This is a genomic window from Micromonospora coerulea (genome assembly GCF_016598485.1).
GTDB classification, from domain to species: Bacteria; Actinomycetota; Actinomycetes; order Mycobacteriales; family Micromonosporaceae; genus Micromonospora; species Micromonospora coerulea.
The window spans coordinates 1-20106 of the sequence record NZ_JAEMUW010000027.1 but is presented as its reverse complement, the minus strand read 5'-3'; the positions used below and the strand labels follow the sequence as shown (position 1 = coordinate 20106).

Sequence of the window (20106 nt, the reverse complement as noted above, 5' to 3'; positions counted from 1 at the left end):
TACCGTGCCCGCCGTCGGGGCGTACCGAACATGTTACGGATTTGTTTCACTTGCGGGACTAGTGCCCTGCGACAACCATTACCGAATAATGGAAGCTCACTGATCGTCACGGAGGACAGATGGCCGACCTGCCCGTACGCCCCGACCGGCGGGTTGTTCAGCGACGCACCTCCGTACTGCTCGCGGCCGCTCTCGCGACCGGCCTGGCGACCGCGGTCGCGGTGGCTCCGGCGTGGGCCACCGCGTCACCGACGGCGACCAGCGTGGTCACCGCGGTCACCGATCCGGCGGACGATCCGGAGACCGACCCGACCGACACCACTCCCCCGGTCGAACCGACCGCCACGGAGCCGGTGCCGACGACGGCGCCGCCGACCGAGAGCGCGCCGCCGGAGACCACCCCGCCGGCCCCGCCGACGACCGAACCCGCGCCGGTCACCACCGCGCCGGCGGACCCGGTGCCGATCACCACGGCGCCCACCACCACCGCCCCGGCCCCGCCGCCCGTCGTGCCGCCGGCGCGGCCCCCGGTCCAGCCCGGTCCCGGCCAGCCGGCCGCCGGCCAACTGGGGGTGCGGGTGACCACCGAGGACGTCTCGCTCACCCCGGCCTACTGGAACGCCGACAGCACGGTGACCACGCTGCAAGTGACCGTCACCAACACCGGCAGCGTGCCGGAGCTGATCCGGCTCGCGTACACGCTGCCGGCCGGACTGACCGATGCGGGGACGCCCGGGTGCGCGCCCGCCGGCGGCGGCAGCTACCGCTGCGGCGACTGGCCCGCCGCGCCCGGGGCCCGGTTCAGCAGCTCGATCAAGGTCCGGGTCAGCGGGACGGCCTGGCGGTCGATGCCGCTCAGCGGATCGGTCGGGGTGACCGCGACCGCCGCGGGCGTGACCGGCGCGGCGGCGGACAACCAGGGCTTCGCGGTGCTCTTCCCGCCCGGCCCGCCGGTGCCCGGCATCTCGCTCCGCGCCGACGACGTGCTCTTCGACATCAGCGGTGCCGCGAGTGCGGTGACCGTCCGCCTCGGCAACACCGGCCGGGTGGACGCCGCCGGCCGGGTCGACGTGATCCTGCCCGACGGGGTGACCGTCTCCGGCCGGCCGGCCGGCTGCGCACCGCTGCCGCCGTCGCGCACCCGGTGCGACCTGGGCACCGTGCCCGCCGGGCGGACGGCCACCCTGCGGTTGCCGGTGACCGCGACGGCCGAGGCGCAGCGCCGGGCGCCGCTGGCCGGCGCGGTCGTCGGCCGGCTGGACCCGCGCAGCGGCCGGGCCCGCCAGGTGCAGATGAGCTTCCGGATCACCGCTGCCGCCGCCCTCTCCACCCCGATCGCCACCCCCGTACCGACCGGCTCCCAGGGCGTGCTCGCCGCGGCCGCGCAGGGCTCCGACGACGGCGGCCTGAACTCGGTGCAGCGGACGGCGGTCACCCTGATCGGCGTCTCGGGGGTGATCGTGGTGCTCGCCCTGGTGCTGGCCACCACGTCGCTGCGCCGCCGGATGAGCGCGCCGCCGACCGAGCCGACCACCGCCCCCGCCGGCTCCGACTGAGCGCTGCCGGCCGGGGGGGCGCTGCGGACCGGTCCGTGCGGTGATCTGAATTACGGGTGCCGGTACTAAATACCGCAAAGCCGGGCATACACCGGTCCGATCAGGTCCCATACGTCGGACCTCCACCAAGGTGGCCCTAAGGAACCGACGTAGGCTCTGACGTGAGAACTTCAGCGGGCCGGACAGCTGCGGACGGTCGGCGGAAACAGCGCGTCAAGGAGGTCACGTGGCGGGGCAAGGCGGGGTCACCATCATGTTCAGCCGCCCCTGCGTCGGCGCGGAGCGAAGCGAGGTGCGGGCGTGACCAAGCAGATCCGTCAACTGGACCGGGTGGTCATCCGGTTCGCCGGTGACTCCGGCGACGGCATGCAGTTGACCGGCGACCGGTTCACCTCCGAGACGGCGCAGCTCGGCAACGACATCTCGACGTTGCCGAACTTCCCGGCGGAGATCCGGGCCCCCGCCGGGACGCTCCCGGGCGTGTCGAGTTTCCAGGTGCACTTCGCCGACTACGACATCCTGACCCCGGGTGACGCCCCGAACGTGCTGGTCGCGATGAACCCGGCGGCGCTCAAGGCCAACCTGGCCGATCTGCCGCGCGGCGCGGACATCATCGTCAACACCGACGAGTTCACCAAGCGGAACCTGGCCAAGGTGGGCTACACGGTGAGCCCGCTGGAGGACGACTCGCTCGCCGGCTACCTGGTGCACCCGGTGGCGCTGACCTCGATGACGGTCGGCGCGCTGGCCGAGCAGGCCGTCTCGAAGAAGGACGCCGAGCGGGCCAAGAACATGTTCGCCCTCGGCCTGCTCTCCTGGATGTACTCCCGCCCGTACGAGTCGACGCTGCGCTTCCTGGAGCGCAAGTTCGCCGCCCGGCCCGAGCTGGTGGCGGCGAACGTGGCCGCCTTCCGGGCCGGCTGGAACTTCGGCGAGACCACCGAGAACTTCTCGGTCCGGTACGAGGTGAAGCCGGCCAAGATGCAGCCGGGCACCTACCGGAACATCACCGGCAACGCGGCGCTCTCGCTCGGCCTGGTGGCCGCCGGGGTCCGCTCCGGGCTGCCGGTCTTCCTCGGGGCGTACCCGATCACCCCGGCCTCGGACATCCTGCACGAGCTGAGCAAGCACAAGCGGTTCGGCGTGATCACCATGCAGGCCGAGGACGAGATCGCCGCGGTGGGTGCCGCGCTCGGCGCGTCGTACGGCGGCTCGCTCGGCGTGACCACCACCAGCGGTCCCGGCGTGGCGCTGAAGAGCGAGACGATCTCCCTGGCCGTGGCGCTGGAGCTGCCGCTGGTCATCGTCGACGTGCAGCGGGCCGGGCCCTCGACCGGCATGCCGACCAAGACCGAACAGGCCGACCTCAACCTGGCCCTGCACGGCCGGCACGGCGAGGCCCCGGTCGCGGTGATCGCCCCGAAGTCGCCGTCGGACTGCTTCCACGCCGCGCTGGAGGCGGCGCGGATCGCGCTGACCTACCGCACTCCGGTGATCCTGCTGTCGGACAACTACGTGGCGAACGGCTCCGAGCCGTGGCTGCTGCCCGACGTGGAGTCCCTGCCCGACCTGCGGGTGGAGTTCGCCACCGCGCCCAACGGCGAGGACGGCACCACCTTCCTGCCCTACCTGAGGGACCCGGAGACCCTGGCCCGGCCGTGGGCGATCCCCGGCACCCCCGGGCTGGAGCACCGGATCGGTGGCCTGGAGAAGGCCGACAAGACCGGCGACATCTCGTACGACCCGGCGAACCACGACTTCATGGTGCGGACCCGGGCGGCCCGGATCGAGACGATCCCGGTACCGGACGTCGAGGTGGAGGACCCGGACGGCGACGCCCGGGTGCTGGTGCTCGGCTGGGGCTCGACGTACGGCCCGATCGGGGCGGCCTGCCGGGGCCTGCGGCAGCGCGGGCTCTCCATCGCCCAGGCGCACCTGCGCCACCTCTCGCCGATGCCGGCCAACCTCGGCGAGGTGCTGCGCTCCTACGACCGGGTGGTCATCCCCGAGATGAACCTGGGCCAGCTGGCCCAGGTGATCCGGGGCCGCTACCTGGTCGACGCGATCAGCTACAACCAGGTCCGCGGCCTGCCGTTCACCGCCGCGGAGCTGGAGACGACGCTGGAAGAGGTCCTGAAGAATGTCTGAGCAAGTCGCCCTCAAGCTCACCGCCAAGGACTTCAAGTCCGACCAGGAGGTGCGCTGGTGCCCCGGCTGCGGCGACTACGCGATCCTGGCCGCCGTCCAGCAGTTCATGCCGGAGCTGAACATCCCCCGGGAGAACATCGTCTTCGTCTCCGGGATCGGCTGCTCGTCGCGCTTCCCGTACTACATGAACACCTACGGGATGCACTCGATCCACGGCCGCGCCCCGGCGATCGCCACCGGCCTGTCGGTGTCCCGGCCGGACCTGTCGGTCTGGGTGGTCACCGGTGACGGCGACGCGCTCTCCATCGGCGGCAACCACCTGATCCACTCGCTGCGTCGCAACGTCAACCTGAAGATCCTGCTGTTCAACAACCGGATCTACGGCCTGACCAAGGGGCAGTACTCGCCGACCTCCGAGGTCGGCAAGATCACCAAGTCGACCCCGGTCGGCTCGGCGGACGCCCCGTTCAACCCGCTGTCGCTGGCGCTCGGCGCGGAGGCCACCTTCGTCGGCCGCACCATCGACTCGGACCGCAAGCACCTCCAGTCGGTGCTGCGGGCCGCCGCGGAGCACGAGGGCTCGGCGTTCGTGGAGATCTACCAGAACTGCAACATCTTCAACGACGGCGCCTTCGACCAGCTCAAGGAGCCGGGCACCCGTGACGACTTCCTGATCCGGCTGGAGCACGGGCAGCCGATCACGTTCGGCTCCGACGGCCAGTTCTGCGTCGTCCACCCGCCGGGCGGCTTCGGGCTGGAGGTGCGGGAGACCGCCTCGGTCCGCCCCGAGGAGATCGTCGTGCACGACGCGACGGTCGCCGACCCGGCGTACGCCTTCGCGCTGTCCCGGCTGCCCGGCCTGGACCTGCGCAACACCCCGATCGGCGTGTTCCGCTCGGTGCGTCGCCCGTCGTACGACAGCGCGGTGCAGGAGCAGGTCGCCACGGCGAAGGCGGCGGTCACCGAAACGCCCGAGCAGCAGCTCGCCGGCCTCCTCGGCAGCGGCGACACCTGGACGATCCTCTAACCAGCCCGCCCGCCGCCACCCGCAAAACGCCTCACGCAGATACCCGGAAAGAGTGGCTATCCATCGCGGAACAGCCACTCTTTCCGGGTATCTGTCGTCGGCGCGGAGCGTGCGGGGGGTCAGGAAGCGGAGGTGGCGGCCTTGGGACGGTCGTCGCGGACGTGGACCAGCATGTCCCCGGTTTCGATCACCGCGCCCGCCCGGTCATTGAGCGCGACCACCTTGCCCCGCCGGACCAGGGCGATGACCAGTGCCTCCAGCTCCCGCGGGGAGCGGCCCACCTCGTCGCGCTCGGCGGAGCGCATGGCCAGCGCCATGCCCTGCCCCGGGGTGAGCAGGTCCTCCACCACGTCGATCAGTGGCGGGGCGGAGGTGGAGAGGCCGAGCAGCCGGCCGGCGGTGGCCGAGGAGACGATCACGTGGTGCGCGCCGCTCTGCTTGAGCAGCGGCGCGTTCTCCGCCTCGCGTACTGCGGCGATGATCCGGACCTGGCCGGCGGTGAGCTGCCGGACGGTCAGCGCCACCAGCACCGAAGCGTCGTCGCTGTCGGTCGCGATGATCACCGACTTGGCGGTGCGGACGTGCGCCTCCTCCAGCACCGCGGAACGGGTCGCCGAGCCCTCGATGGCGACCAGCCCGGCCGAGGTGGCCTGGCGCAGGGCGGCGCCGCTGCGCTCGACCACCACGATCCGGGCCTTGTCCAGGCCGTTCTCCAGCAGGGCGGAGACCGCGCTGCGGCCCTTGGTGCCGTAGCCGCAGATGATGACGTGGTTCTTCACGGTCCTCCTCCACCGCGACAGGCGACGGCCGGTCCGGTACTGCTCGGTCAGGACTTCCAGGGTGGTGCCGACCAGGATGATCAGGAAGAGCACCCGGGCCGGGGTGACGAACAGGACGTTGACCATGCGCGCCGACTGCGCGGCCGGGGTGATGTCGCCGTATCCGGTGGTGGAGAGCGAGACCACCGCGTAGTAGAAGCAGTCGAGGAGGGTGAGCCCGTCCTCGTTGACGTCGCGGTAGCCGTCCCGGTCGAGGTAGACCGCGGTGACCACGGCCAGGACCAGGCCCAGGGCGGCGAGCAGCCGCAGACTGAGCGCGCTCAGCGGCCCCCGCCGTTGCGCGGGAAAATGGATCACCGTCGGTCCCGCCCCGCCACCGTCGCCTGCACGAGCACAACATAGCGGGTACGGCGTCCCTCGGCCTTCCGGGTGGTCACCGGGCGTCCGGCACCGGCCCCGCGGGGCGGCGGCGCGCCAGGCCGGGCCGGTGCGCCGCGTGCTTACGGGGCATGATGGGAACGTCCCGGGACGACGACCGCGAGGAGGCCCGCATGTCGTTGCTACGACGGGTGATCGGTGGGGTGCTGCGCCGGGTACGACTGCGCCAGGGCCGCACGCTGCGCGAGGTGGCCCTGGCGGCCGGGGTGTCGCTGCCCTACCTCTCCGAGGTGGAACGGGGCCGCAAGGAGGCCTCCTCGGAGGTGCTGGCGGCGATCTGCCGGGCGCTCGGGATCCACCTCTCCGACCTGCTAGAGGAGGCCCGCGACGAGCTGCGCCGGGTCGAGCGCCGGGTCCCCGCGAGCTCCGCGACTCCCCTGGCCCGACTGGACCGGGTGCCGGCCGGGCACCGCGACGCGACCGGCCCGCGGCTGCGGATCGGCTTCCACCCCGACGGGGCACTGCCGCCGGTGGACGACACGCCGGCGATCGGGCCGGCCTGGGGCACCGGCCGCCCGCTGGAGATCGTCCGCATGGGCGGAGATCCGCTCCGTGCCGGCGGCGCGGGCGGGCGCCCGCCACACCTGGGGACGCCCGGGCACCTGCTGGCCGGGCGCGGCACCGGCGGGCTGCTCGCGGGCGGGTCGGCCGGGCACCTCGGGTCGACCGTCGGCGGGGCGGGCCTGCGCGTGCGGCTGATCGCCGCCGCGCCAGCCGGGCGCCGCCGTCCGCGTACCGCCGGAGTGCTGGCCCGACGGCGGGCCCGGGCGGGCCGGCGGCGGCTGACCGCCGCCTAGGCCGGGCCGGTTCTGCCCACGGCCGATCTGCGGCCGGCAGAATCGCTGGGCCGCGGCGGCCCGGCGCCGGAGGCTGGAGACCGCCGGTTCCCGGGCGGTCCGTCGCCCGCCGGCGGCGTGGAGGGCGGTCATGATGATCGGGTACGACATTCGGATGCTGGACACTGGCCAGCCATCCTTCGGCGACCACGTCTTCGAGCGGCTGCTCAAGGAGCGGATCATCTTCCTCGGCACCGAGGTCACCGACGCCTCGGCGAACCAGATCTGCGCGCAGATCCTGCTGCTCGCGGCCGAGGACCCGGAGCGCGACATCTTTCTCTACATCAACTCGCCCGGCGGCTCGGTGACCGCGGGGATGGCCGTCTACGACACCATGCGCTACGTCAAGAACGACGTGGCCACGCTGGCGCTCGGGCTCGCCGGCTCGATGGGGCAGTTCCTGCTCTGCGCGGGCGCGGCCGGGAAGCGCTTCGCGCTCCCCCACTCGCGGATCATGATGCACCAGCCGTCCGGCGGGATGGGCGGCACCGCCGCCGACATCACCATCCAGGCGGAGAACATGCTGCACGTGAAGCGGACCATGCAGCAGCTGATCGCCGAGCACAGTGGCCGGACGCTGGACGAGATCCAGCGCGACTGGGACCGGGACCGCTGGTTCACCGCCGAGCAGGCCCGCGAGTACGGCCTGGTCGACCGCGTACTCAGCGGCGTGGAGCAGCTTCCCGCCTGACGGCACGGGGGCGGCCGGCGGGATGGTCCCGCCGGCCGCCGGTGGTGCGTGCGATCAGGGCAGCGCGACGAACTCGTCGAGGAAGCCCCGGGCGCTCGGGGTGTCCAGTCGGTACGACACGTTGGTGGCGTAGCAGGGGCCGTCCCCGGTGATGGTGGTGGCGGCGAGCACCAGCGCACCGTCGAGAGTGACGAAGTTCGGCCCGCCGGAGTCGCCGTAGCAGGCACCGCCGTAGTTCCGGCTCTCGTTCATCGCCAGCCGGACCCAGGTGTTGTTGAGCGCGTCGAAGCCGACCTCGGCCTTCATCCGGACGCCGCCGCCGGGGTGGGTCTGCCCGCCGGGGCCGCGCGCGGCCTCCTCGGTGCCGTACCCCATGACCTGCCAGGTGGCGGCGTCGAGCGCGCGGGAGCCGAGCGCGTCGAGCTGGCCGGCGGACGGCAGGGTGGCCGGGGTGAACGGCCAGCGCTTCGCGAGCGCAGCGGCCTGGGCGTCGGAGAACTCGATGACCGCGATGTCGTGCGCGTCGGCGGAGTTGCCCGGGTAGTCGGGGCTGGTGTGCTCGGTGCCCTCGACGCCGACCGTGGTCGCGATCTGGGTCGGAGTGAGCCCGTCGGCCTTGGCCTTGTCCAGCGCACCCTGCACGTCCTGGTCCAGCGAGACGTAGAACTTGACGCCGGGCGACCAGTCGGTGGTGCAGTGGGCGGCGGTGAGGAAGGTGTTCTCGTCGATCATCGTCCCGGAGCAGTACCAGTCGATGGTCTCGGAGGTGCCGTCACCGTCGCGGTCCCACTGGACCAGCAGGGCACCCACCTCGTGGCGCTCCGGCGCGGGTTGGGCGTTGTAGGTGTTGATGGCGGACGCGGGCGTGCCGGCGGCCAGGACGGCGGCGACGGCGGTGCCGGTCAGCGCGGCGAAGAGTGCGGAACGACGCAAAGGATCCTCCGGGTCGATGGAGCAGGTGGTCCGGGGAAGTCCGGACGTCGATGACACCCGGTGCCGGATTCGCCCCCTCGATCGAGTCCGGCACCCGGTGACCGTGATGCCATCGATATACGTCGGAGCCTATGACCGGCGGCGGAGCCGTGCACGGGCCGGCGGGCGCAGCGCTTTCCGGCCAATTCGTGTTACGTCACCCGGGCCGGATCGACGGCGGGTGTCATCCGTCGCTGGCCGGTCGTCCCCGGCGGCCGGCACCGGTGCGAGCACCGGACCCAGCAGAGTGACCAGGGTGAAGCCGACGGCCCGGGGTGGCACCGGTGATGACCTGACCGTCGCCCGGCGCGACCCGGCCGGCCAGGGCCGCTGACACCGACCGGCCGGGTCCTCGGTCCGGGCTCAGGGGTATTCGACCACCGGGCTGGTGCCGTACGAGCCGACGACCGGGGTGCCGGCCTCGTTGACGGTCCGCTCAATGCCGCCGCTGCCGTCGAGGAAGACCGTCACCGCGTCGTGGAAGCGAACGCCGGCCCGCTTCGGAGCTTCGATCGCCCGGTCGCAGCGGATGTCCACTTCCTGGTTGAAGTAGGAGTAGACGCCGAGCCCCCACGCCTCGTGCTCGCGCACCGGGCCGGCGACCTTGTACGACGCCCAGCCGCGCCCGGTCGGGCTGCTCCAGGCCGCCTGGCTCGGCGGGTCGTAGGGCAGCTCGCTCTGGTAGAACACGGTCCGCCCGCGCTCGCCGTTCCAGATCGTCTGGTACCGCTGGTAATGCTCCACGAAGAGCCCGTACGCGGTGACGTCGTCGCCGTTGACCACCACCCCGGTTTCGGCAGTGTTGACCGTCCAGCCGACGGTGTCCTCGATGCCGTGGTCGGCGCGCCAGGCCCAGATGTTGTCCAGGATGGCGTGCCGGCTGTTGATCACCAGGCTGGTCACCGCCCGGCCGACCCAGGGACCGCCGATCCGGAAGAAGACGTCCTGGAGCGAGGTCGGGTTGCTCGCGTGGCCGCGGTGGCTGTGCCGCTTGCCGACCTCGACCAGCACCTCGGACTCCACCGGCCCGGCGTCGACCAGCACGCCGGCGATCCGGACGCCGTCCACGTCCTCGATGCGCAGGGCGGCGTCGCCGGTGGTCGGGGCGAGGCTAGGCATGCCGAGGCCGAGCACGATGGTGTCCGGGTGCTCGACCCGCAGCGCCCGGTCCAGGTGGTAGACGCCGGGGGTGAGCAGCAGGTGTCGGCCCCGGGAAAGTTCCTGGTTGATCCGCTGGGCGGAGTCGGTCGGCCTGGCGATGAAGAAGTCGGCCAGCGGCAGCGAGGGCACCGGCCCGGCGCCCGCGCCCCAGGTGGTGCCGGCGCTGTCGTACCGCAGCGCCGGCACCGCCACCCGCCAGCCTCCCTCGCCGTCGACGAAGAGGTACGGCTTCTCCCGGGTGACCGGGCTGGTCGGCAGCGTGGTGTACGGCGGGTTGGGGAAGCCCTGCGCGGGGGCGCCGAGCACCCCAGAGAAGACCTGGTTCCACACCCCGTTGGTCCAGTCGCCACCGAGTTCGCTGTCCCGGGTCAGCCACTGCTGCTGGGAGCCGTTGATGGTGATGCCGTCCACCTTGGAGTCGGCGATGTAGCCGCCGCTGGAGTAGCCGCCGTTTCCCGGCTCCAGCCAGAGGATGCCCTTGACGTGGACGCGACGCATCGGCGAGGCCTGGGAGACCGCCCACTGGTTCGACCAGTCGGTGGGCGCGATGGAGAGGTTCTCCACCGAGCGCCAGAAGTTCGTCAGGGCGGAGATGCCGGCCTGCGAGTCCGGGTCGGGCTGGCCGACGACGCGGACCGCGCCGTGGATCTCGACGTCGTCGGGGTGGCCGCCCAGGCCGGCGACGGTGGTGTAGTAGCCCAGCTTGGCGTTGACGTCGTACCGGCCGGGCTTGAAGAGCACCGCGTACCGGTCGACACCCATCTCGTTGTGTTCCTGGGCGGCGAAGAGCCGGTCCAGGGTGGACTGGATCTCCTCGGTCGGGGTGGTCGGGTCGTACACGAAGACGTTCGGCCCGAAGTCCGGCTCGGCGGCATCGTCGGCGCCGGCGGGCGCGGCGGAGGCCGGCAGCGCGGGCAGCCCGAGGGCGGTGAGCGACGCCGCCGAGGCGGCGGTGAGGGTGAGGAAGCGGCGGCGGGAACGGTCGAGTGGTCTCATCGGCCTGCCTGTCGGAGGTGGGGTACGGGTCGGTCGGAGGTGAGAGCGCTCTCACGACCGGGACGTCCTGTTTCTACCCCATCCACGCCGGTCGCGCCAGGGTGCGCCGGTTCCGGAACTTCAGCGGGCGTCGTAGCTGGCCCGGGCGGCCTCCACCTCGGCGAGGTGGGTGGTGGCCCACGCCTCCAGACCGGCGACCAGGTCGAGCACGCTGCGGCCGAGGTCGGTCAGCGCGTAGTCGACCCGGGGTGGCACGCTGGCGTGCACGGTGCGGGTGACCAGGCCGTCGCGCTCCAGGCCGCGCAGGGTCTGGGTGAGCATCTTCTGGCTGATCCCGTCGATCCGCTCGGCCAGCTCGCCGTAGCGCTTGCCGCCGTCGGCGAGGGCGAGCACCACGAGGACGCTCCAGCGATCGCCGATCCGGTCGATGACCTTCCGGCTGCCGCAGTTACGGTTGAACGGGTCCGGGTTCACGGTGTCACTCTCTTTCGGTGCGTACCGAACTTTAAGGTGCCTACTCTCCAACGGGAAGTAACACCCCGCTGTTCCCGTTGCTCTCCGGTGACAGTCCTCCGAGACCCGCACAGGAGTTCCCATGTCCATCGTCGTCACCGGTGCCACCGGGCACCTCGGCCGCCTGATCGTCTCCGCGCTGCTCCGCCGGGGCGTACCGGCCGACCGGATCGTGGCGCTCGGCCGGGACGCCGACCGCCTCGCCGAACTGGCCGGAAGCGGAGTCGTCACCCGGCAGGCGGACTACGACGACCGCGCGTCGCTGCGGGCCGCCTTCGCCGGCGCCGAGAAGCTGATGTTCGTCTCCGGCAGCGAGGTCGGCCGCCGGGCGGCCCAGCACCACCACGTGGTCACCGCCGCCAAGGAAGCCGGCGTCGGGCTGGTCGTGTACACCAGCATCGTCAAGGCCGACACCTCAAGCCTCACCCTCGCCGCCGAGCACCGGGCGACCGAGGAGGAGATCCGGGCGTCCGGGCTGCCGTACGTCCTGCTGCGCAACAGCTGGTACCTGGAGAACTACACCGGCCAGCTCCCGACGTACCTCGAGCACGGCGTCGCCGGCGCGGCCGGCGACGGGCGGGTCAGCGCCGCGACCCGCGCGGACTACGCCGAGGCCGCCGCCGCGGTGCTCACCACCGAGGGACACGCCGGCAAGGTGTACGAGCTGGGCAGCGCGCCCTTCACCTTGACCGAGCTGGCCGCCGAGGTCTCCCGGCAGACCGGCACGGACGTCGGCTACACCGACCTGCCGGTGGAGAAGTACACCGAGCTGCTGGTCGCCGCCGGCCTGCCCGAGGGGTACGCGGCCGTCCTGGCCGACGGCGACCGGGGACTCGCCCAGGGCGAGCTGGAGGTCCCCGTCGACGACCTGGCTGCCCTGCTCGGCCGCGCGCCCACCACCCTGGCCGAGGCGATCCGCGCCGCGCGCTGACCGCCCGCCGCCGTCCCGGGTTCACCGGCCCGGGGCGGCGGCCCAGGTCAGGCGTGCTGCGCGCGCAACTTGACCAGGTCGTCGACGAGGGCCTCGACGTAGTCGGCCGTCTCCTCCCAGCGGGTGACGGCGACGGTCTGGATGCCCATGGCCTTGACCGGGTAGTCGTTGCCGCCCTCGTCGAGCCGGTCGCCGACGAAGAGCACGTTGTCGGTCTTCAGGTCCAGGAACTCCAGCAGCTTCCGCATGCCGTACGCCTTGTCCACGCCCTTGCGGGTGACGTCGATCGACGTCGAACCGCCGCCGCGGACCTCCAGGTCGGGCAGCTTCGCGGCGACGGCGTCGCGGAGCCGCCTCTTCTTTTCGCCGTCCGGGTCCCAGCCGTACTTCTCGGCGGGCGGCGCGGACTGACCCAGCGCGGAGAAGGTGATCTGGCTGCCCCGGTCCTCGATCACGTCGCCCCAGGTCCTCGTCTCCCACAGACCCAGCGCCTGCGCCGACTCGGTCAGGACCTCGATCACCCGGGCCTTGTCCGCGTCGCTGAGGTCCTCGGCGTAGACCTGCTGCCAGTCACCGTCCCGCCAGCGGTAGTAGCGGGTGCCGCAGGTCGGCATCAGGTGCAGCCGCCCGCGCTGCTCCTCGGTGAGGTCGAGATGCGCCAGCACCTGCGACGTGAACTGCTCGAACCGCCCGCCGGAGATGATCAGGACGTCGACCTCGGTGAGCAGGTGGCCGAGCAGTTCCGCCATACGACGATCGATCTGGGACTTGGAGACAGCCAGGGTGTCGTCCAGGTCGAACGCCACCACTCGAAGATCCTTCATCAAGTACCACCATGTCGTCGCGTGCAGGCCAGGACTAGCAGGGTACCGACGGTGGCGTTTCGGGACCCGCGAGGCCCGACCGTCACGCTCCGCAAGCCAGCATTCCCGCTGGTCGCCGCTCGCCGGCTCGGACACGCCAACGCCAGCGCGGAAGGCGGAGCAATGATCGTTGATCAAGGTTGTGACGTGGTGCCCCCGGCAGGATTCGAACCTGCGACACACGGTTTAGGAAGGGTGTAGCGCCTGCCGGGCCACCCCTCGCCCTACCAGGACATACCCCCGACGGCTCCCCAGCGACGTGCTTGATCATTCCGCGCATGTTCCGGATCTTGTCTGGTGGCCCTGAACGTATGGATTGCCGGCAACCGGTTGCTGACGGTGCAGTGGGCAGGTCACGGGCCTTAACCGGCTGGCTTGAGGCTCTAGCGGGCGAGGTCGGTTGCTTTACTTCTGCGTTGTACGGCGACCGGCGGGCCGCCACCCGGGACAGACGGATGGTAGGCATAGCTCGTGGCCTTCTTCGCCGACCTGACGCCATACACGTACTGGGAGCCACAAGACAGGAACGGGCGGTGGGCACCCGACGAGCCGTCGCCGGGCCTGCCTCTGCTCAATGTCGGCTGGCTGGACGCCTCGCATCCGTTCCAAACCGGCGCTCCCCCTGACGAGTTGATGCCTGCACTGACGAAGCTGGCCAAGGTGCGCGTCCGCCACACACGCGGCTACCACCACTGCGAACTCTGCATCCGGGACATGGGTGACGACGCCAGAGAAGCCATCCGGCAGGGCTTGATCGCCCGCGAAAGCGCCGAGTTCCGAGTGAGGGGCCACGGCGTCGTGTACGCCGTACCTCAGCTACTGACCCACTACGTGGCCGCTCACGAGTACCTACCACCACCTGAGTTCTGTGAAGCGGCCATCACGTCAACGAGCTGACGAAGGTCGACGCTCAGCTTGGGAATCGGATTGATAACGCTGGTGAGTGGCCGTGCCGCCTGGCCATCGAGCATGGAAGGGACCGGTCGATGTCGTGCAAGGGGCCGCTGTTGACCGCTGCTGACCGCTCCATCGGGCACGGATCGGGCATGGTCCCGCTACCGTCCTGGTGTGCGTAAGCGGATCAAGTTGGTCCTGGCGCTGACGCCCGCAGACACACGCCAGGTTGAGGCGGTGCGAGCGGATCACTCCTTGCCGCTGCGCGAGATGGTTGGGCACGCCGTTACAGACGACGGGTTCACGGCCCTCTGCGGAGCCGACGTGATGCCGGCGGTGCCGAGAACTGACTTCTGGGATGACCTCATGGATGAGCAGTGGGGGCCGATCCGCCTGTGCGGGCCGTGCAGCTCCGCCGCCTCGTCGGGTTGACGATCAACTTCGCTGCCCCTGCCTTGCAAAGGCGGCTCGATGCAGCCGAAGCTCGTCGATCAATGTCGAGGACTGGCGTTGGAGTCAACGACGGTGCTGTCCCGTACCAGCGGTTGTCGGTTGTTGTCGTGCGTCTCGCTGACTTCTCGCTGACGAAGGATCCGCGTTGAAGTCGCCGCCGATGATCACGTGTCGGTCTCGGTCCCGCAGGACTCTCGTCGCCGAGCTGCAGCGCGGTGCTGAGGGCAGACGGCTGACCCATACCTATGGATTGCCGGCGGTCACCGGTGGTTGGCTTCCCTCTGGGTGTACGAGGTCCAACCCCCGGTGAGCCGGGGTTGTGCCCGGCGAGTATGAGCGGTATGGGGCATCGGGAAGGCGGTGTACAGGGTCAGGACCTGTTGCAACGTCGCGAGGACGTGCGGCAGGCCAACTTCCTGGAACTGTTCGTCGACCTGGTGTTGGTGTTCGCCCTGGCCGGGGTGGTCAGCCGGGTCGCGCGGGACATCGTCAGCGAAGACGTTGTCGTCCGGTGGCGGTCGATGGCCTACCTGCTCGTGCTGTCGCTGCCGCTGATGTGGTTGTGGATCACGACCGCGCACATCACCAGCTGGTTCGACCCCCGCCGCCGCAAGATCCAGTGGATCGTACTGGCCAGTGCCTTCGGGCTGCTGGTCATGGCCTCATCGCTTCCGTACGCGTTCATCGGCCGCGGGTGGGCGTTCGTGCTGCCATATGTGATCCTGCAGTGCGGCCGGCCGCTCATCCTGATGCCCGCGCTGCGCGGACATCCCCTGCGGCAGCTTTATCGCCGGTCGGTGCTGTGGTTCGCGGCCTCGGCGGTGATCTGGTTCGCCGGCGCCGCCGTCAGCGGCGGCGCCCGGGCCGTCCTGTGGGGGGCCGCCGTAATCGTTGACTTCGTCGCCGCGCAGCTGCGCTGGCCGGTACCGGGGATGGCCGGGCCGCCGGTCAGTGCGTGGGCCACGGACAGCCGCCACCACCTGCCCGAGCGCTATCAGCAGTTCCTGCTGATAGCCCTCGGGGAAACCGTGCTCGCTGTCGGGACCACGCTGACCAACCAGCCGGTCACCGCGGCGACCGCCGCGGGGCTGGTGGTGGCGTTCCTGTCGACGGTGCTGATGTGGCGCATCTACTTCTACCGCTCCGGCCAGGTCCTCGCCGAAGCCGTCGCCACGGCGGGGGACAGGGACGCCGCCGGCCGCGCCATCGGCACTGCCCACGTCGTCATGGTGCTGGGCATCGTCGCCACCGCCGTCGGCTTCGAGATCGTACTGAAACACCCGGACGGCTCGCCGGAGCCGGCGTGGCTCGTCGCGATCCTCGGTGGTCCGGCACTGTTCCTCTACGGCCGTATCCGTCTGGAACGCGTCGTGTTCGACCGGCTTTCCGTCCGCCGTGTCGTCGCCATCGCCGCCCTGGCGATCGCCGCCGTCCCCTTGTATTTCGCCCCGCCCCTGGCCGCTGCGGTCGTGGCCGGGCTCGTACTGCTCGCCGTCGCCCTCGCCGACGCCCGCCACGCCGCCGGCCGTCCCCCCGAGGCACCCTCGCCGGCGCACTAGGCGTGTTTCACAAGACAGCGTTCGCGCCGGTAGCCAGCCAGACCTGACCCCCGCCGGGGGGAGCCTGGTCGCGGTAAGCAGGCAGTGTCAGCGAAGCTCGTCCTGTGCGCTCATGCATCGGCGACCTTCCCGCTCCTTCCGGCGGTCATCGTCGCGTAGCGGCTGGTTTGCTGACTCTCTGCTGACTCCGCATGGTGTCGGGCGCGGACCATCTGGCAACGTTGCAGTCGATAGCAGCTCCGGTGCGGCAACCGAAACTCCGCTCTCGGCGGCTATCGCTTTCCCGTCGGCTCGGGAGCGGCGTCGAGTATCCGGTCGAGGTCCACAGCGGTGCTGATCAGTGAGAGGTGGCTGAACGCCTGCGGGAAGTTGCCAGTCTGCTCCCCGCTGGGTGCGATTTCCTCGGAGTAGAGGCCGAGGGGGCTGCTGTAGGTGAGCATCTTTTCGAAGGTCAGCCGGGCGTCGTCGAGGCGTCCGGACTCGGCGAGCGCCTGGACGTACCAGAACGTGCACATGGTGAAGGTGCTCTCGTTGCCGGGCAGGCCGTCGGGTGAGGCGGCCGGGTCATATCGGTAGACGAGGCTGTCGGAGACAAGTTCCGCGTCCACTTCCCGCAGGGTGGACTGCCACATCGGGTCGGTCGGTACCACGAATCCGACGGACGGCATGGCCAGCAGTGCCGCGTCCAGGACGTCGGTTGCGTAGTGCTGCACGAACGCACGACGAGTCGGGTGGAAGCCGCGCGTCATGATCTGGTCGTAGACGGCGTTACGTACGCGGGTCCATCGGCTGGTGTCGGGAGGTCGTCCGTGCCGGTGCGCGAGCCGGATGGCCCGGTCGAGGGCTACCCAGGACATGAGCCGCCCATAGGTGAAGTCCTGACGGCCGCCACGGGTTTCCCAGATCCCGTCTTCGGGCTGGTCCCAGTTGTCGCAGAGCCAGTCCATCAGCCTGACGGCGTTCAGCCACGCCTGATGAGAGTGCTGCAGGCCGTGGTTGTCGGCGAGGTGAAGGGCGTTGAGTGCCTCGCCGTAGATGTCGAGTTGAAGTTGATCAGCAGCGCCGTTGCCGACCCGCACCGGTGCTGACCCGCGGTATCCCTCCAGATGGTCGAGCACCTCTTCAGTGAGGTCCGGTGAGCCGTCGACGCGGTACATGATCTGCAGCGGCAGACCGTCGTCGCTGGCGTCCCGGATCCGGTCGTTGAGCCAGCTGAGATAGTGCCTGGCTTCGTCTGCGAAGCCGAGGCCGAGCAGGGCGTGGACCGAGAAGGACGCGTCGCGGATCCAGGTGTAGCGATAGTCCCAGTTGCGTTCCCCGCCGATCTGCTCAGGCAGCCCGGCGGTGGGGGCCGCGATCAATGCGCCGGTCGGCGCGTACGTCATCAGTTTGAGCGTCATCGCCGACCGCTCGACCATCTCACGCCAGCGACCGGTGTAGCGGGAGCCGGCGAGCCAGCGGCGCCAGAAGTCACGAGTCTGCTCCAGCATCTCGCGGACCTCGCCTGGGGTGTAGGGGCGTGGCGGGTCGGGCGACACCGCTGTTTCCAGGACCACACCTCCGGCCTCGCCCTCGTGCAGGGTGGCGATCACGCAGACGCCCTCTTTGCTCCGCCGGCGTTCCTGCTCCTCGGCTAGGCGCTCGGCGTACCGGACGGGGCTCAGGGTGAGCGAGAGCATAGGACTGCGAAAGACATTGCCCTCGGGGTGCACCTCAATCTCCTGCGGATCACGGCCGTAGTTGAACCGGGGTTGGCAGTCGACCCGGAATCGCATGCTGCCTCGGACCATACGGAGCATCCGGACCAGGCGGTGGCGGTCGGTGGGCTGGTCTCCCGCGACGGGCATGAAGTCGATCAGCTCGCCCACCCCGTCCGCGCTGAGGAAGCGGGTGATCAGGATCGGCGTGCCCGGCAGATACAGCTGCTTGCTCACGTAGTCGACGCCATCCGGCGACACCTGGAAGTAGCCGCCCTTTGTGCCGATCGAGCAGACCCCCGAACAGGCTCGGCGAATCGAACCGGGGAGCGCAGAACCAATCCAGCGTCCCGTCCTTGGTCACCAGCGCCGCCGTCTGCAGATCGCCGATCAAGCCGTGGGCCTCCACGGCAGGGTACGACTCCACCCGAACCTCCCCAGCTCACCTCAGCGACTGCGCGACTACCCCGGCCGGGGCTTCACACACATGCGGCCGGTATCCGGCGAACCAACACACCTCAACGGTGGCTCGACGCCCGCTGTCCTGTCCTGTTCGACAAAAACAGACGACGGCGGCCTGTACCTGGTGAACCACCAGACCGGGGCCAGCGCAAGAAGCCGTAACAACGATCAAGGCCCCAGCCACGAAACCTGTCCTGAGCTGGGGCCTCTCGTTGGAGCGGGTGCCGGGAATCGAACCCGCACTGTCAGCTTGGGAATCGGGTTGAGTCACGCTGGTGAGAGACCGTGCGGCCTGGCTACCGAGCATGGAAGGGACCGGTCGATGTCGTGCAAGGGGCCGCTGTTGACCGCTGCTGACCGCTCCATCGGGCACGGATCGGGCATGGTCCCGCTACCCTCCTGGTGTGCGTAAGCGGACCAAGTTCGTCCTGGCGCTGACGCCCGCAGACACACGCCAGGTTGAGGCGGTGCGAGCGGATCACTCCTTGCCGCTGCGCGAGATGATTGGGCACGCCGTTATAGACGACCGGTTCACGGCCCTCTGCGGAGCCGACGTGATGCCGGCGGTGCCGAGAACTGACTTCTGGGATGACCTCATGGATGAGCAGTGGGGGCCGATCCGCCTGTGCGGGCCGTGCAGCTCCGCCGCCTCGTCGGGTTGACGATCAACTTCGCTGCCCCTGCCTTGCAAAGGCGGCTCGATGCAGCCGAAGCTCATCGATCAATGGCAACGACTGGCGTTGGAGTCACGGACAGTGTCCTCCTGTGCCAGCGGTTGTCGGTTGTTGTCGTGCGTCTCGCTGATTTCTTGCTGACGGCAGCCCTCTTTCGCCTGAGACGTCCCGCCAGGGCGCTCTAGTCCTGCAAGATGGGAGGGGCGGCCCGCCTTGCCGCAGTTTTGGGCCGCCCCGCCACCTACGGACATCGCAAAGGATTCCCGGGGTGGCCGGTACAAGCTATGTGCCGCTCGTCCGGCGACCTCGGACGGCTGTCCGCGCTCGGCAGCCGGCGGCTGCCCTCGTCCCGGCCGGTTGCTATCGCCAGGCAAGATCTTCACCAATGACGTGCGTGGGGACCTTGCTGTAGCCGCGCGGGCTGCTTGATGAATGGCGGGTGCCGGCAGGCCCCGCCCGGGCTCCTACTGCTTTTGCTGCTGCGAGCCCTGCCCCTGGTGCGCTATCACGGTCGCGATGGCATCCCAGAGGTTGCGACCGGCCTGGCGCAACGCCTCGGCAGGCTCGGCGGCCGTCTCAGCCTGGCTCGGCTGAGCCTGCCCCTGCTGCTGCGGCTGGCCCGCACCCTGCTGACCCTGCCCCTGCTGCTGCGGCTGACCCTGGCCCTGCTGACCCTGCCCCTGCTGCTGCTGCGGCTGACCCTGGCCCTGCTGCCCCTGCTGGCCCGGGCCCTGCTGCGGCTGGCCCGCACCCTGCTGACCCTGCCCCTGCTGCTGCGGCTGACCCTGGCCCTGCTGACCCTGCCTCGGCTGACCCTGCCCGCCAGTCACCTGACCGCCCGCCTCGCCGGCCTTGGACAGCGCGCCCTCACCGCTCCACTCCGCGCGCGCGGTGATGGAGCCGACGTCGTGACCCAAGCGGTCGACGACCTTGGTCAGTTCCTGGGTCTGCCCGGTCACCTGCTGGGCCGCGTCGCTCACGTTGCCCGCCACCGAGGCGGCCGTCTCGCCAATCGACTTCAGGACTTCGGGGTTGCGGTCGATTGTGGTCAGGGTGCGGTCCAAAATCTCGATCAGCCGTTCCAGGCGGACCTTGAGCAGAACCTCGGCCCGGACGTCCTCGATGTCCAGTTCGACCGCATCGAGCCTGACGCGGACACCGGCGTCGATTAGCAGGAGGTTGGCGAGTCGCGCCCGCAGGGAGAGATCGGCGTCCAGCCCGTCCACGGCAAGCCGGATGTCGCCCACCCGCAAGTTCGGTACATCCAGCAGGACGTCCGGTTCGTACTGGTCGCGCCGTCTCGTCTCCTCGGAAGGCCACTGGCCCTGGCTCACATGCCGCTCCGGGCGATCACCGCGCCTGACCATGTCGCCTTGCTGAGTCTGCTGATTCCGCTGTCCCTCGTCCCGCTGCTGGCCCTGGCCCTGCTGGCCCTGCTGGCCCTGCTGGCCCTGCT

Annotated in this window: 17 protein-coding genes and 1 pseudogene; 10 read left to right on the top strand and 8 right to left on the bottom strand. The window is 70.5% G+C overall.

What is annotated here, in order from left to right:
• The first annotated feature begins 119 nt into the window (after positions 1 to 119).
• The 3 genes from I8N68_RS26845 (at position 120) to I8N68_RS26835 (ending at position 4731) form a co-directional block, all read left to right on the top strand.
• Positions 120 to 1556 (top strand): hypothetical protein, encoded by a 1437-nt coding sequence (locus tag I8N68_RS26845; protein ID WP_200215280.1) that lies wholly within the window; start codon positions 120 to 122, stop codon positions 1554 to 1556.
• A 300-nt stretch (positions 1557 to 1856) separates the two neighbouring features.
• Complete coding sequence (locus I8N68_RS26840; protein ID WP_200215279.1) at positions 1857 to 3704, top strand: 2-oxoacid:acceptor oxidoreductase subunit alpha; 1848 nt, start codon at positions 1857 to 1859, stop codon at positions 3702 to 3704.
• Entirely contained in the window at positions 3697 to 4731 is a 1035-nt protein-coding gene (locus I8N68_RS26835; protein ID WP_200215278.1) for a 2-oxoacid:ferredoxin oxidoreductase subunit beta, read from the top strand. Before I8N68_RS26840 ends, I8N68_RS26835 begins: the two co-directional genes overlap by 8 nt.
• 119 nt (positions 4732 to 4850) lie before the next feature.
• Here the strand turns inward: I8N68_RS26835 and I8N68_RS26830 are convergent, their stop codons facing one another.
• Positions 4851 to 5867, bottom strand: coding sequence for a potassium channel family protein (locus tag I8N68_RS26830; RefSeq protein WP_200215277.1), 1017 nt, complete (start codon positions 5865 to 5867; stop codon positions 4851 to 4853).
• 194 nt (positions 5868 to 6061) lie between these two features.
• Between I8N68_RS26830 and I8N68_RS26825 the strand changes: the two genes are divergently transcribed.
• Together I8N68_RS26825 and I8N68_RS26820 are read left to right on the top strand one after the other, a co-directional pair.
• Positions 6062 to 6745 (top strand): helix-turn-helix domain-containing protein, encoded by a 684-nt coding sequence (locus I8N68_RS26825; RefSeq protein WP_200215276.1) that lies wholly within the window; start codon positions 6062 to 6064, stop codon positions 6743 to 6745.
• A gap of 133 nt (positions 6746 to 6878) precedes the next feature.
• Complete coding sequence (locus tag I8N68_RS26820; RefSeq protein WP_200215331.1) at positions 6879 to 7475, top strand: ATP-dependent Clp protease proteolytic subunit; 597 nt, start codon at positions 6879 to 6881, stop codon at positions 7473 to 7475.
• A gap of 54 nt (positions 7476 to 7529) precedes the next feature.
• Here the strand turns inward: I8N68_RS26820 and I8N68_RS26815 are convergent, their stop codons facing one another.
• The 3 genes from I8N68_RS26815 to I8N68_RS26805 form a co-directional block, all read right to left on the bottom strand.
• Positions 7530 to 8408, bottom strand: a complete 879-nt coding sequence (locus I8N68_RS26815; protein WP_200215275.1) for a trypsin-like serine protease — start codon at positions 8406 to 8408, stop codon at positions 7530 to 7532.
• Positions 8409 to 8810: 402 nt separating this feature from the next.
• Positions 8811 to 10604, bottom strand: a complete 1794-nt coding sequence (locus I8N68_RS26810; protein WP_200215274.1) for a pectate lyase-like domain-containing protein — start codon at positions 10602 to 10604, stop codon at positions 8811 to 8813.
• A gap of 120 nt (positions 10605 to 10724) precedes the next feature.
• Positions 10725 to 11078: a winged helix-turn-helix transcriptional regulator gene (locus tag I8N68_RS26805; RefSeq protein WP_307812992.1), complete on the bottom strand. Its 354-nt coding sequence runs from the start codon at positions 11076 to 11078 to the stop codon at positions 10725 to 10727.
• A 121-nt stretch (positions 11079 to 11199) separates the two neighbouring features.
• Between I8N68_RS26805 and I8N68_RS26800 the strand changes: the two genes are divergently transcribed.
• Positions 11200 to 12048, top strand: coding sequence for an SDR family oxidoreductase (locus I8N68_RS26800; protein ID WP_200215272.1), 849 nt, complete (start codon positions 11200 to 11202; stop codon positions 12046 to 12048).
• Between the two features lie 47 nt (positions 12049 to 12095).
• Here I8N68_RS26800 and I8N68_RS26795 read toward each other — a convergent pair whose 3' ends face one another.
• Complete coding sequence (locus I8N68_RS26795; protein ID WP_200215271.1) at positions 12096 to 12872, bottom strand: HAD-IIB family hydrolase; 777 nt, start codon at positions 12870 to 12872, stop codon at positions 12096 to 12098.
• A 510-nt stretch (positions 12873 to 13382) separates the two neighbouring features.
• On the opposite strand from I8N68_RS26795, the gene I8N68_RS26790 reads away from it, so the two are divergent.
• Both I8N68_RS26790 and I8N68_RS26785 read left to right on the top strand, forming a co-directional pair.
• Positions 13383 to 13808: a DUF7919 family protein gene (locus tag I8N68_RS26790; RefSeq protein ID WP_200215270.1), complete on the top strand. Its 426-nt coding sequence runs from the start codon at positions 13383 to 13385 to the stop codon at positions 13806 to 13808.
• Between the two features lie 171 nt (positions 13809 to 13979).
• The gene (locus I8N68_RS26785) at positions 13980 to 14237 is read left to right on the top strand and encodes a hypothetical protein (protein ID WP_200215269.1); all 258 of its coding nucleotides are present in this window, start codon (positions 13980 to 13982) and stop codon (positions 14235 to 14237) included.
• A gap of 84 nt (positions 14238 to 14321) precedes the next feature.
• Here the strand turns inward: I8N68_RS26785 and I8N68_RS34345 are convergent, their stop codons facing one another.
• Positions 14322 to 14447 carry an endonuclease/exonuclease/phosphatase family protein gene (locus I8N68_RS34345; protein WP_372433862.1) on the bottom strand — a complete coding sequence of 42 codons (126 nt, stop codon included), beginning with the start codon at positions 14445 to 14447 and terminating at the stop codon, positions 14322 to 14324.
• A 191-nt stretch (positions 14448 to 14638) separates the two neighbouring features.
• Between I8N68_RS34345 and I8N68_RS26780 the strand changes: the two genes are divergently transcribed.
• A complete protein-coding gene (locus I8N68_RS26780; protein WP_200215268.1) occupies positions 14639 to 15817 on the top strand; it encodes a low temperature requirement protein A in 1179 nt (392 codons plus the stop codon).
• 272 nt (positions 15818 to 16089) lie between these two features.
• Here the strand turns inward: I8N68_RS26780 and I8N68_RS26775 are convergent.
• Positions 16090 to 17941 (bottom strand): annotated as a pseudogene (locus I8N68_RS26775) (glycoside hydrolase family 15 protein).
• A 439-nt stretch (positions 17942 to 18380) separates the two neighbouring features.
• On the opposite strand from I8N68_RS26775, the gene I8N68_RS26770 reads away from it, so the two are divergent.
• The gene (locus tag I8N68_RS26770) at positions 18381 to 18638 is read left to right on the top strand and encodes a hypothetical protein (RefSeq protein ID WP_200215267.1); all 258 of its coding nucleotides are present in this window, start codon (positions 18381 to 18383) and stop codon (positions 18636 to 18638) included.
• Positions 18639 to 19114: 476 nt separating this feature from the next.
• Here I8N68_RS26770 and I8N68_RS26765 read toward each other — a convergent pair.
• Positions 19115 to 20106, bottom strand: a 992-nt coding sequence (locus tag I8N68_RS26765; RefSeq protein WP_200215266.1) for a hypothetical protein, incomplete at its 5' end; no start/stop codon positions are given.